This window comes from Lentzea fradiae, from assembly GCF_900100955.1.
Lineage (GTDB): Bacteria > Actinomycetota > Actinomycetes > Mycobacteriales > Pseudonocardiaceae > Lentzea > Lentzea fradiae.
Window position 1 is genome coordinate 257,541 of record NZ_FNCC01000006.1, and the last position, 12,315, is coordinate 269,855.

Below are 12,315 nucleotides of genomic sequence, written 5' to 3' on the forward strand. Positions count from 1 at the left end.
CAGCTACGGTGACACAGGTGACGACGTTCCCACCGGTGCCCGCGGACCTGTTCCGCTTCACCACGACCGATCACGCGGAGCTGCACACAGCGGTGCTGCGCGTGTTCGGGCTGGCGAACGAGCGCCTGGAGACCGCCCTCACCGTCGACGACGTGCAGCAACGTCTCAAAGAGGCCGGTTGGCGCGAGCAGCTGACCGACGGGGAGCTGACGACGTCGCTCACGGCCCTGCGGCAGTGGGGCCTGCTCGACGCGGCCCAGCAGCGCTACCACCTCACCCGGCTCGGTGAGGCCGCGTACGCGGGGGTCCGGCGGGCGCTGGAAGCGCTGAGCGGCAGCGGTTCGTTGCAGACCGCCGTGCTCGACGCCATCGTGGACCGGCTGGACGAGCTGCAGAACGTGCGGGACGACCGTCGTGTGTTCACGGCGTTGATGGAGCTGGAAGGTCACCTCGACGCGCTGCGGAGCAACACGACGCGGTTCAACGCGGACTTGCAGCGGCTCCTCAAGGACGAGGAGACCGACCTCGCCACGTTCCAAGAGGTCAAGCGCACCACGATCACCTATCTGCGTGACTTCATCGGTGACCTTGACGCGCGCAAGCAGCAGATCCGCGACAAGATCGACGCCATCGATCCCGTGACACTCCACGAACGCGCGCGCAACGGTGCTGACCTCTACCAGGACGACGAGTTGTGGTTGCGTCAGCGCGCGACGCAGTGGAAGAGCTTGAAGACGTGGTTTGCCACCGTTGACGAACTGCAGGACGTGGCACGCAAAGCGATCGTGCAGCTGCTGCGCGTGCTCGACCGTATTAGCGAGCAGCGTCGCCGTCCGACGAACACCGCGTCCGACTTCCGTGCGCTTGCGCGGTGGTTTGCGCGGACGGAGACCGAGGACGAGGCTCACGAGCTGTTCAACGCGGCGTTCGGGTTGTGGCCGGCACGGCACGCACACCTCGCACACGCCGACGGTGAGCTGTTGCCGAGTGGTGAGCCGTGGCGCAACACGCCCGCGGTGCCGGTGTCGCCGCAGCTGCGCGCGCTCGGTGGGCAGGAGGTCGGCGGTGGCGCGGGCAAGGTCCGCAACGTCGACGAGGTCCGCCGCAACCGCCGCGAGCAGGCCGAGAAGGAGCGCCGGGAGCTCGAACACGCCTGGGCGCAGATCCAGACCGACGGCGCGGTCCGGATCTCCACGCTCACCAACCTCGACCACGACACGTTCCACCGGCTGATCGACCTGGTCGGCCGGGCGCTCGGCAGCGACCCGGACAGCACCGGCACGCGCACGGCCGGCACCACGGACGGCAGGATGCAGATCAACCTGCGCAACGCCCGCGGGTGGGCGACGATCACCACCCAGAAGGGCACGCTGAGCGGACCCGACTACGTGATCGACGTGCAGAGCCGATGAGCAGGACCGGGAACCAGCTGGCTCGGCTGGAGAGCGAGGAGGTGGCGCGTGGCGTGCGGTTGCTGCTCGCGCGTCCGCTGCTCACGGCCGTGTTCGACCACGACGGCTTCGACCTCGTGCGACGGCGCCGCGAACCCATCGTGAAGTGGTTCGACTACTACTGCGGCTGGCGCGTGCACGTCGAGCCACGTGCCGGATACGCGCGTCTGTTCAAGACGACGCAACGGCCCGACCGCACGCGTAAGTTGTTCGACCGGCGGCGGTACATGTTGCTGTGTCTGGTGTGTGCGGAGTTGCTGGCCACTCCGACGACGACGGTGGACGCACTGACGATGAACGTGCGTCTGGCTGCCGCGGCCGAGGGGTTGCCGCCGTTCAACCTGGACCGGCGCAGCGACAGGTCCGCGCTGGCGAGCGTGCTGCGGTTCTTGGAGGAGCACGGCGCCATCGAGAGCGACGAGGTGCAGGTGCGCGCGGATCCGACGCTGATCACCCGCCTGCTCGCCGCGCCGAACCCGCCGTCCACGGTGGACGGCATCGGCGAGCTGACCCACGAGTCGCGTTACGAGAACGCGCACCGCAGCTTGTGGCAACGGCACTCCGTGATGCGCAGGCTGATCGACGACCCGGTCGTCTACAAGGACGAGCTGTCCGCGAGCCAGCTCGCGTTCCTGACGTCCCCGACCGGCCGCAAGGTGGTGCGGACGGGCATCGGGCTCGCCGGGTGCACGCTGGAGGAACGCGCCGAGGGGTACCTCGTCGTCGATCCCGAGAGCATCGCCACGGACACCCGGTTCCCGGACGACGACAGCAGTGCGAAAGTGGCCGCGTTGTTGTTGCTCGACCGCCTGGCACAGGGTCCCGCACGGTTCGACGAACTGGTCGAAGAAGCACGCGAGCTGCTCACCGAGTTCCGCAACTGGGCGAAGGAGTACCAGTCGGACGGTGGGGCTGGCAGGCTGACGGCGGACGCGCTCGCGCTGCTCGAGGCGTTCGGGCTCGCACGCACGGAGAACGGCACCGTTCGCAGGCTGCCCGCGGCAGCCAGGTACGCGGTCGAGGAGCTCAATGACTGACCGGTGGCAACCCAGCCGCGCCGGCATCACCAACGTCTGGCGCTACTACGACGAGATCTTCTCGTTCTACCAGGGCAGACTGCTGCTCAGGGGCCCCAACGGCACGGGCAAGTCGAAGGCGCTCGAACTGCTGCTGCCGTTCCTCTTCGACGCGAACCTGCGTCCGCACCGGCTGTCGACGTTCGGCAGCGCGGACCGGACCATGCACTGGAACCTCATGGGTGAGGGCGCCCAGGGCAGCAGCACGCGCGTGGGTTACGTGTGGCTGGAGTTCCAGCAGGGTGACGACGAGTGGTTCACCTGCGGTGCCCGGCTCGAAGCCACGACGAACACCACCAACGTGCAGGCGTCGTACTTCACGACGTCGCTGCGGATCGGCGACCTGTTGCTGGTCAACGAGTCCGGGCGGCCGTTGACCAAGGCGGAGCTCATCGCGGCGATGGGTGACCACGGGGTCATGCACGCGACACCGGCCGACTACCGGCACACGGTGCGCACGACGTTGTTCCCCGGTGTCACGGAGCAGCGGTACGACTCGCTGATCACGGCGCTGCTACAGCTGCGCACGCCGAAGCTGTCCGAGCGGCTCGACCCCGGCGTGCTGTCGTCGTTGCTGTCGAAGGCCCTTCCGCCGCTGGACCAGTCGGACCTGACGGAGATCGCCGAGGGGTTCGAGCGGCTCGACCGCCAGCGCGAGGAGCTGCGGCGGCTCGACGAGGAGATCGTCACCGCCGGAAAGCTCGCGGACGTGCAGCGCACCTATGCGCAGCGGGTGCTGGGCGCGGCGGCGTTCACGCTGTCGACCGCCACCGAGAACCTCGAGGACATGACGCGCGCCGCGCGGATGAGCGAACGGCGGTTCCAGCGCCAGGTCACCCTGACCGACGAGGCGTTCGAGCAGCTCGCCGCGCTGGGCCGGGAGGCGAGAGCGGTCGACGCCGAGATCGCCGGCATCTCCGACCTGCCCGCGTACCAGGAGGGCAAGCAGCTCGACCTGTTGCGGCAGCAGCACTCCGGCGCGGCCCTGCGTGCCTCGGAGGCCGCGGCGCACGCCGCGAAGCTGCGTGCACGGGCCGTTGCGGACGAGGAGCACGCGGCTCAGGCGAAGGCCGAAGCGGCCGCCCGTGCCGACGCACTGCGGCGCTCCGCCGCGGAGGCCCGTGCGGCGGCCGAACTGGCTGGCATGCCGTCGGTGTTCGAGGAGATCGACGCGGGCACGGACGCCCGTGCGGGCCGTGAGCTGCTCACGGCGACGGTGGACGCGCGTCTGGCCGAGATCAGCACGCTGCAGAACGCCGTCGTCGAGCACGAGAAGGCCGTAGACGCACGGGAGACCGCACGGCAGCGGCTGGAGGAGACGCGGGAGGAGCTGGAGCTCGCCACCGAGGCCGAGATCGCCGCGCAGTACACGTTCGAGCAAGCGTTTGCGAAGTTCGGCGCGGACTTCGAGACCTGGACTCGCGGGTGCTCTGAACTGCGCGTCTCCGACCAGAGCGAGATCGTCGAAGCCGCCGCGCTGGCCCGCGAGGAGTTCAGCGCGATCGAGGCACGGCTGCACGAGACGCGCAGCGCGTTGAACAACCAGCTCTCGCAGTACAGGTCCATCCGCGAGAAGCTGGCGAACCAGGCCGACGTACCGCCGCCCGCGCCGTACACGCGTGACGCCGAGTACCGCACGTACGCCGCGGGAGCCCCTCTGTGGCGACTGGTCGACTTCCGCGAGGGCACGCCACCGGAGGTGCGCGGAGCGGTCGAGGCGGCGCTGGAAGCGTCGGGCCTGCTGGACGCGTGGCTCACGCCGGAGAACTCGTTCGGCGTCTCCGACCAGGACCGCTTCACCGAACCGCTGCTCGTCGCCCCCGCCCCCGGCAGCTCCCTGCTGGAGGTGCTCGTCACCGAGGACGAGCGCTGCTACCAGTTCCTGGAGGGCGTCGCGTTCGGCGCGACCGCCACCGGGCACGTCACCGCGATCGGTGCGGACGGGACGTGGCGGGTGGGCAACCTCCACGGCCGCTGGGTCAAGGAGGCTCCCGCCTACATCGGCCAGAAGGCGCGCCACCGCGCCCGCGCGGGCCGGATCGCCGAGCTGACCGGCCTGATCGAGCAGCTGGCGACCGACCTGTCCGGTGTGGACGCGGCGCTGTCCCAGATCGCGGTGCGCCGGGCGACCCTGGCGGGCGAGCTGGCGCGGCAGCCCTCGACTGACCCGATCGAGGTAGCCGAGGAGCAGCGCACCAAGGCCCAGCTGCGGTGCGCGGCGCGCAAGGACGCCGTCGCGGCCGCCTCCCGCCGGGTGGCGGAGGCAGAGGCCGCGGTCTCCGCCCTCACCGTCACGGACGTGCCGGACAAGGACGCCGTGTCCGCGTTCCTCGCCGCGGGCCACCGCTGGCTGGACGACCGCCACGACGCGTTGGCGGCCGAAGCCCTGTCGGTCGAGGCGGGCAACCGTGCGTCCGTGAGCGGCTCTCTGGCCGACGAAGCCGAGGAGATCGCCGCCGCACGTCAGCAGGAAGCAGCGGACCTCGCCATCACGCTGGAGACAGTCGAACGCGCGGCAGGCGCCGAGTTCCACGCCTTGGACCAGCAGCTCATCACGTTGCGCGCCAAGGCACTCGCGCTGGCCGAAGAACGCGAACTGCTGCAAGACAAGCAAACGGGCCTGGCGCGCACCCTCGGTACGTTGGAGGAGAAGCGCAAGACCGACAACGCACGCGCCGCGGAAGCCACCGTCGCGTTCGAGCTGGCCGACACCCGCTACCGCCATCTGACGGCGGCCCACCTCCCCGAGGACGCCGGCGAGGTGCCGGACGGCCCCGTCGACCCGCGCCTCATCCGCGACGCCGAGTCCCGCCTGAGCCTGGCCGTGCACGCGGCGCAGCACGAACTCGCGGGCCGGATCGACCTGTCCCTGGACCCCGACGACGACGTCACCGTGCTCACCGCGACGGTGGACGGCACGCGCATGGGCGCACACGCCCTGCTGCACGTCCTGCAAGCCGAACGCGACCGCGTGCGCACCCACATCACCGACGCCGAACGCGACCTGTTCGACCAGACCCTCACCGGCCACACCCGGCGCCACCTGGCCCAACGCATCCAGGGCGCCGCCGAGCTGGTCGACGCCATGAACCAGCACCTGGCCCGCGTCAAGACCGCGTCGGGCATCCGCGTGCAGCTCGACTGGCAGGTGGACCCCCAACTGCCGCCGGGCACCCGAGAAGCCCGCGACCTGCTGCTCCGCACAGACCTGGACGCGTCAGAACGCGCGATGCTCCACCAGTTCTTCCGCGAGCGCGTAGAAGAAGCACGCGCCCACGACACAGCAACGGGCTGGGAACAACAACTGGCCCAGGTGCTCGACTACACGACATGGCACCAGTTCGTCGTGAAGGTCGACCGCGGCGAAGGCTGGGTGCCCGTCACCAAACGCGTCCACGGCGCCCTCTCCGGCGGAGAGAAGGCCATCGTGCTGCACCTCCCCCTCTTCGCCGCAGCAGCAGCTCACTACCACGCCACCCCCACGGCACCCCGCCTGATCCTGCTCGACGAGGTCTTCGTGGGTGTCGACGCCACCAACCGCGGCCAACTGCTGGAGCTGCTGGTCAACTTCGACCTGGACCTCGTCCTCACTTCGGACCACGAGTGGTGCGACTACCAGGAGCTGACCGGCATCGCGATCCACCAGCTCACCACGGGCACCGATGGCGACGACGCGGTGACGACGGTGCGCTTCACGTGGGACGGACACCGCCTTCAAGCCGACGACTAGCACCAAGCAACGCCAGCAGTTCCCGTTGCTCGCCGGTCAACGGAAACGCGTCACGAGGCCGCGGATAGATCTCCGCGGCCTAGCTCCACGCCGAAGACCTGCGCGGCGATCCACCGGCCGAGGTGTCCGGTCAGCGCGGGCCGTCCGATGATCGCGGACAGCTCGGCGTCGATGCGGTTGCGTTCGCGGAGGAGCTGAGCCACCCGCTTCACCTCGTTCACGCCACGTGCCCTTCCCGCCGCCAGCGCAGTCCCGGATGCCCGGCCATGGCCTCCGTCATGGCCCGAAGCCACTGCGGTGGAAGGACATCAGGCTCGCCCACGTCGTCCCTCAGGTACGCACGCCGTTCCAGCGCGACGGCGGTCTCCTGCCACCGCCGCAGCGTCCACCGCACCAACCGGCACGTCAGTAGCAAGCCCGCCGCCGCACCGGGATCGAACGGTGGTGGCGCGAGATGCGCGTACTGGTGCATCTCCTCCTCCGTACCCGGCAACGCATCGGGAAGGTCGACCCGCCACTCCAACGACACGATCGCAGCGTTGTCCGCACGCCGCTCCTCGACCCGCTTCTCACAGGCGGCCCGGATCTCCGCGATCTCCGCCACCGCGTCGGGAACCGACAGCGCGACCCATCGCCGTGGCGTGCTCCCGGCAACCGCTTCGAGCCTCCGCACGAGGTCGAACGACGGCTCCCAGCCGACGAGCAGCCGGTCAGCGCAGAGGCCGACCAGACGCCGGGCGGCCTCGGGATCGGTGAACGCCTCCGCCGACGGCACGATCCACGCGCCCGTGTTCGTCCCGTCGACGCTCACGTGCCACACCGCGACCACGTCTTCGTCGTCCGTGACGACGTGCCGCAGCACGACGTGCCCGATCACCGCACACCGGCCATGAGCTCGCTGAGCATTCCGGCGAACGACTCCTCCGACACGATCGGAATGCCGTACCTGCGCGCCTTGTCCGCTTTGCCCGACAACGAGTCCGGGTCCGCCGCGATCACCAGCGCGGTCCGTTTGGTGACGCCGCCCTTCACGGTGAGCCCCGCCGACGACGCCCGGCTCTCCCACACGTCCCGCGGCTCGCGCATCTCACCAGTGAAGACGACGAGGTCCCCCGGTGACAGCCGGACCGGTTCGCTTCTCAACGCCTCGGTCGCGTCCACGCCGAGCAGCGACGCGACCAGCCGGAGGTCGGCCTCCTCGTCCGCCGTCAGCCGTCCGTCCTCCCACGCGACGTCGGCCAGCGCCGAGAGGTAGCCGCGGTGCAGCTCCATCACCTCGGCCATGCCCAGGTCGAGAGCCCGGGCCACCGAGAGCAGCTCTTCCTGCTCGTCCTGCGAGAGGTGGCGGTCGAGCAGCGCGCGGTCGAGCACGTCGAGGTACTCGTCACCGGACAGCGTGGTCGCGCGCGGCAGCAGCTCGACGAGCTTCGCCAGGAAGTGCTGTTCGGCGCCGTGTGCGCGTGCGCGCTGCACCGCGTACGTGTTCCCGGTCCGCGGCACCGCGAGCCGTGCGGGCTCGACGTGCCCGATGCGGTGAAGGCACCGCACCAGCAAACCGGCGCACGCGCGTGCGTCGTGCAAAGCCGAATGTGCCGTACCCATCGGTACATCGGCGGCTTCACAAGACGCGGCGAGCGAACGTGACGACGCACCCAGGTACCGGCCCGCCAGCTCCATCGTGCACAACCCGGCACCCACGTGGAGCTCGTGTCCCAGCCGCGCGTACTCGGCTTGGAGGAACCGCAGGTCGAACGACAGGTTGTGCGCGACGAGCACCCTGCCGGACAGCCGTGCCGCGAGCTCCCCCGCGATGCCGGCGAAGTCGGGCGCCCGCCTGACCTCGGCCGCGCTGATGCCGTGGACGTGCTGAGGTCCGAGATCCCGGCGCGGGTTCACCAGCGTGCACCACTCGTCCGTGCGGCGACCGGACCCGTCCACGTGCACCACGGCGACCTCGATCACCCGGTGGTGATGACCAGGTGAGATCCCGGTGGTCTCGACGTCGACGACCGCGTACCCGTTGCCCATGCCGGGGCTGTCGTCCGGGCCCGTGGCTTCCGTTAACAGCCGCGGACGACGTCATCCGTAAGGACTAACCGTCCCATCAGGAGAGTCGGCCGGACCCCTCCCGCTCGTGCTCGCCGCTGAGCCCGAGTGGAGGGAGTCGCTCATCCGAGGCTCGGCGACATTTCTCGTGCGGCCGAAGCCTTGATGGCGGCGCGGGCCGCCGACAGGTCGTCGACGGCGTAGATCTCCGGGCAGGAAGCGATCACGAGGTCCTTGTCCGACGCGACGGTCAGCAGTGAGACTTTCTCCGGCAACGAGGTCGCTTGCCGGACAACTCCCTTCGCGTCGACGCGGATCAACGTGACCCACGTCTCCGACCAGGGAAAGTCCGCGACGGCGCTGGATTTGCGCAGCCCTTCCACATCGAACTCGGCGAATCTGGGCATGACACCAAGATAACGAGTCGAGGTGTCGGAAAGGCAAAGATCACCCTTTCACCGCAATGCAGCCAGCAGATGAGACAGGTTGACACCGACGGCGTCGGCCAACCGGCGCACGACTTCTGGAGCGGGTGCCAGCGGATGCGTCTCCCGGGTGAACGGCAGACCTTCACCGCCCGAGAACTTCGACTGCGGCGTCACCGGCGCGAGAATCGGGTAGACCCGCCAGCGCGGCACCTTCGAGTCCGCCATGGCGAGCGTGTTCTCGTGCCACAGCATCACAGCGGACGAACGGATGTTGCGCGCGAGGACGCATCCGTAGCCCGTCAGCGTGATGGCGCGCGCAGCCGCACGCACGGGGTTGCGGAAATCGCCGTCGACGACCCACACACCGTTCATGACCTCCGCGGAGAGCCCTTCGGCCTCCAGCGCCGCGAGGGTTTCGGCGTGCTGGTCGTCAGCGGCCGCGGTGGCCAGTTCGACGACCTCCTGGACCTCCGACGCCGTCACGACCCGCGCACCGGCCTCAGTGGACGCGTGCAAGAGCCGTTCGACGTAACGGTCTTCGGCATAAGCCGCCCATTCCTGGGCCTTCTCCCACGCCGAACGTGCGATGACGTCAGCCTCGGAACCGCCGCGCAGCCGTGCGTCCTGCAACAGCTGTGCGAGCACTACGGCGATGACGGAACTCAGCAGCGCGTCATCGTGTGACTCGTCATCCCCCGGTACGAGAGAGACGACCAGGTCACGCAGATCCGCACGCCAGCTCTCGTCACCTGCCCACACGCCGATGGCGAGCAAGTTCAGGTAGTGGTCCGCGAGGGCCATCCGCACGAGCAACGGCTGACCGGCCGCCTCTCTGGCATCACGCCGCGCGGTCGCCTTGATCTGCTGCCGTTCCGCGGGATCCACGACGCTGACGCGGATCTTGTCGAGTTCGTCGAGGAAGTCGTCCCACCGGTCATCCGAAAACCGGGCGAAGACGTCGTCCACCTGATACCTCCAGCTCACAGTCGAGCGACGGACTCGAGTACTCGTCTGGTGCGCGCCACCTCGTGCGCGCGGAAGACCGCGGCGCCCGCCAACGCCGCGATCGCAGTCGCGACGAGGGTTCCCTCGACGCGTTCGTGCAGTTCCACGCCGAGGGTCTCCCCGACGAAGTCCTTGTTGGACAACGCCATCAGCACCGGCCACCCGGTCGCCACCAGCTCGTCCGTGTGCCGCACCAGCGCGAGGCTGTGCCAGGTGTTCTTGCCGAAGTCGTGGGTGGGGTCGATCAGCACGCTCTTGCGCGGCACCCCGAGCGCGACGACCTTCTCGGCGCGCGCCGTCGTCTCGGCGACGACGTCCCGCACGAGAGTCGGGTAGCTGACCCTGTGGGGCCGCGTGCGGGGCGGCACGCCTCCTGTGTGCGAGCAGACGTACCCGGCTCCGTACTCGGCGGCCACCTCCGCCAGCTTCGGGTCCGCGCCCGCCCACGTGTCGTTCAGCAGGTCGGCACCGGCCTCGCAGGCGAGCCGGCCGACGTCCGCGCGCCACGTGTCGCTGCTGATGATCAGGTCCGGATACGCGTCGCGGACCCTCTCGATGAACGGCACGACCCTGCGCACTTCCTCGCCGGAGTCGACCAGGTCACCGGGTCCCGCCTTCACGCCGCCGATGTCCACGATGTCCGCCCCCTCGTCCACAACCCGGTGGACGGCCTCCATCGCGACGTCCTCGGCGTAGGTGGCGCCCCTGTCGTAGAACGAGTCGGGGGTGCGGTTGATGATCGCCATCACCAGCGCGTGGTCGCGGACGACGGTCCGGCCGCGGAACTGGAGCTCGATCACATCCCGTGTCTACCAGGTGGTCCCCGGCTCGTGCACATGGCGGACGTCTCATACTGCCTCGCGTGGAACTGGTGAAAGCGGTCGACGGGCTCTGGCAGCGCGGCTGGCTGCCGTACGACGTTCGCGAGATCGTGTCTCGCTCCCTCGGCGAGTCGGCCACCTCGCTGGCCGTGGACGTGATCGCTTTGTCCTGTTCATCCCATCCCGAGTCGACCGTGCACCCGCGCTGGCGCCGTCAGCTCGAGGAGATCGGCGCCTCCGTGTGGTGGGAGGGGCCGCTGCTGGAGGCGTGGGCGACCCGCCACATCGAGACCCCCGCGTACGCCGCCCGCACCGCCGATGACCTGCTGAAGTTCCTCGGACGGCTGCCGACGCTGCCGCGCATCCTGCCGCTGCCGGGCGACCGGCTGATGTCCGCCGTCCGCGCGGGCCTCGACCCGAAGGTGCTCAACCGGGTGCGGGGCCTGCTCGCGAAAGCGGAGTCGACGTCGTTCCCCGAGGAGGCCGAGGCGCTGTCGGCCAAGGCCCAGGAGCTCATGAACCGGCACGCGCTGGAACGGGCGGTGCTCGACGCGGACCAGCCGGCGACGGCGACCTCGCGGCGGGTGTGGCTCGACAAGAGCTACTTCAAGGAGAAGTCGCAGCTGGTGCACGTGGTCGCGTCCGCGTTCCGGTCACGTGCGGTCGCCTACGACGGCTTCGGGTTCGTCGCGCTCGTGGGCGACGAGGTGGACCTGGAAAGCATCGAACTGCTGTCGACGTCGCTGCTCGTCCAGGCGACCCGCGCGATGGTGGCCGTCGGCGGACGTGCGGGCAAGGGCAGCGAGGCGCGCTCACGGCCGTTCCGCAAGTCGTTCCTGGTGGCCTTCGCGTCACGGATCGGCGAGCGCCTGGAGCCCACGCCCGACACCGCTCCCGACATCCCGGACGAACGCCTCCTGCCCGTCCTGGCGGAGCGCAAGAAGGCCGTGGACACGCTGTTCGAGGAGATGTTCACGCACACCCGCACCTCACGCGTGACGGTCCGCTCGGCCGCAGGCTGGGGCGCCGGCCGGGCGGCAGCGGACGCCGCGGACATCGGAACCGGCCGGAACTCCGTGACCTCCGGCTGACCCGCCACCCCTCCGGGTGAACTCCCACCGCCAAAAAGCCCTCCGGGCCCCGCACCGCGAAAAAACGTCAGACCCCGTTCCTAACGTCGTCCCCATGACATCCACGTTTTACAACGAGATCAAGCTCGGCGAGGTCACCTACCGCCTGAGCGCGACGACCGACTCCGCGGAGTCCCTGGTGCTCGACCTGTCCGGCGCGCTCGACTCCGGCGAGGCCGTCGCCGAAGGCCGCCTGCGCATGCCCGTCGAGGGCAGCGCCACCGTGGGCAAGCTCCTGACCCGCGTCCTCACGGCCCACAGCCGCCTGCGCCCCCGCCCGTCCCGCCACGCCAACGCCAACCAGCCCTGGACCGAAGCCCTCGACACCCAGCTCCGCACCACCTGGCTCACCCCGACCACCGACACCGCCCCCACCCTCGTCAAGTCCCTGGCCGAGACCCTGCAACGCTCCGGCACCGCCATCAGGGCCCGCCTGGCGAAGGTGGGCTGCGACCCGGACGTCCCCGGCCGCGAGCTCTCGGCCACCGGCGCCGCCCTGCTGGGGAGGAGCCCGGGGACAGCGGAAGCCAAGACCTGACCCGACCCGCACGGGCCTCGGGCTGAGGGTTCGCAGACCGGACCGGACGCGTGTCGGGGTGGACGCGTACCGGGGTGGAGGCATGCCGGG

11 protein-coding genes are annotated in these 12,315 nt (G+C 69.9%); 5 read left to right on the top strand and 6 right to left on the bottom strand.

Translation table 11 applies throughout. From position 1 onward, the window contains the following. The first annotated feature begins 17 nt into the window (after positions 1 to 17). The 3 genes from BLT23_RS15760 to BLT23_RS15770 are packed head-to-tail and all read left to right on the top strand — an operon-like array spanning position 18 to position 6,257. Positions 18 to 1,412 carry a TIGR02677 family protein gene (locus BLT23_RS15760; RefSeq protein WP_245743979.1) on the top strand — a complete coding sequence of 465 codons (1,395 nt, stop codon included), beginning with the start codon at positions 18 to 20 and terminating at the stop codon, positions 1,410 to 1,412. Beyond that, positions 1,409 to 2,488 carry a TIGR02678 family protein gene (locus BLT23_RS15765; protein ID WP_090049870.1) on the top strand — a complete coding sequence of 360 codons (1,080 nt, stop codon included), beginning with the start codon at positions 1,409 to 1,411 and terminating at the stop codon, positions 2,486 to 2,488. The genes BLT23_RS15760 and BLT23_RS15765 overlap by 4 nt, the downstream gene beginning before the upstream one ends. Then, a complete protein-coding gene (locus BLT23_RS15770; RefSeq protein WP_090049872.1) occupies positions 2,481 to 6,257 on the top strand; it encodes a TIGR02680 family protein in 3,777 nt (1,258 codons plus the stop codon). The genes BLT23_RS15765 and BLT23_RS15770 overlap by 8 nt, the downstream gene beginning before the upstream one ends. A 50-nt stretch (positions 6,258 to 6,307) precedes the next feature. On the opposite strand, the gene BLT23_RS40745 is transcribed toward BLT23_RS15770, so the two are convergent. The 6 genes from BLT23_RS40745 to folP form a co-directional block, all read right to left on the bottom strand. Then, on the bottom strand, positions 6,308 to 6,460 hold the full coding sequence (locus BLT23_RS40745) for a hypothetical protein (RefSeq protein WP_176946770.1): 153 nt from the start codon (positions 6,458 to 6,460) through the stop codon (positions 6,308 to 6,310). 14 nt (positions 6,461 to 6,474) lie between these two features. Then, positions 6,475 to 7,134, bottom strand: coding sequence for a DUF6218 family protein (locus BLT23_RS15775; RefSeq protein ID WP_090049874.1), 660 nt, complete (start codon positions 7,132 to 7,134; stop codon positions 6,475 to 6,477). Next, complete coding sequence (locus BLT23_RS15780; protein WP_090049876.1) at positions 7,131 to 8,285, bottom strand: exonuclease domain-containing protein; 1,155 nt, start codon at positions 8,283 to 8,285, stop codon at positions 7,131 to 7,133. The genes BLT23_RS15775 and BLT23_RS15780 overlap by 4 nt, the downstream gene beginning before the upstream one ends. Before the next feature lie 140 nt (positions 8,286 to 8,425). Next, complete coding sequence (locus BLT23_RS15785) at positions 8,426 to 8,710, bottom strand: hypothetical protein (protein ID WP_090049878.1); 285 nt, start codon at positions 8,708 to 8,710, stop codon at positions 8,426 to 8,428. Positions 8,711 to 8,758: 48 nt separating this feature from the next. Further along, positions 8,759 to 9,697: a hypothetical protein gene (locus BLT23_RS15790; protein WP_090049880.1), complete on the bottom strand. Its 939-nt coding sequence runs from the start codon at positions 9,695 to 9,697 to the stop codon at positions 8,759 to 8,761. Positions 9,698 to 9,711: 14 nt separating this feature from the next. Continuing rightward, positions 9,712 to 10,536 carry a dihydropteroate synthase gene (gene folP / locus BLT23_RS15795; protein WP_218133764.1) on the bottom strand — a complete coding sequence of 275 codons (825 nt, stop codon included), beginning with the start codon at positions 10,534 to 10,536 and terminating at the stop codon, positions 9,712 to 9,714. Positions 10,537 to 10,598: 62 nt separating this feature from the next. Between folP and BLT23_RS15800 the strand changes: the two genes are divergently transcribed. Together BLT23_RS15800 and BLT23_RS15805 are read left to right on the top strand one after the other, a co-directional pair. Continuing rightward, positions 10,599 to 11,648: a DUF2786 domain-containing protein gene (locus BLT23_RS15800; RefSeq protein WP_090049882.1), complete on the top strand. Its 1,050-nt coding sequence runs from the start codon at positions 10,599 to 10,601 to the stop codon at positions 11,646 to 11,648. Positions 11,649 to 11,742: 94 nt separating this feature from the next. Beyond that, complete coding sequence (locus BLT23_RS15805) at positions 11,743 to 12,225, top strand: hypothetical protein (protein WP_090049884.1); 483 nt, start codon at positions 11,743 to 11,745, stop codon at positions 12,223 to 12,225. Positions 12,226 to 12,315 lie beyond the last annotated feature (90 nt).

Excerpts from the sequence above, each read along its gene's own strand:
- BLT23_RS15785 (WP_090049878.1), bottom strand. The coding sequence starts at position 8,710 with ATGCCCAGATTCGCCGAGTTCGATGTGGAAGGGCTGCGCAAATCCAGC.
- BLT23_RS15805 (WP_090049884.1), top strand. The coding sequence starts at position 11,743 with ATGACATCCACGTTTTACAACGAGATCAAGCTCGGCGAGGTCACCTAC.
- BLT23_RS15780 (WP_090049876.1), bottom strand. The coding sequence starts at position 8,285 with ATGGGCAACGGGTACGCGGTCGTCGACGTCGAGACCACCGGGATCTCA.
- BLT23_RS15765 (WP_090049870.1), top strand. The coding sequence starts at position 1,409 with ATGAGCAGGACCGGGAACCAGCTGGCTCGGCTGGAGAGCGAGGAGGTG.
- BLT23_RS15770 (WP_090049872.1), top strand. The coding sequence starts at position 2,481 with ATGACTGACCGGTGGCAACCCAGCCGCGCCGGCATCACCAACGTCTGG.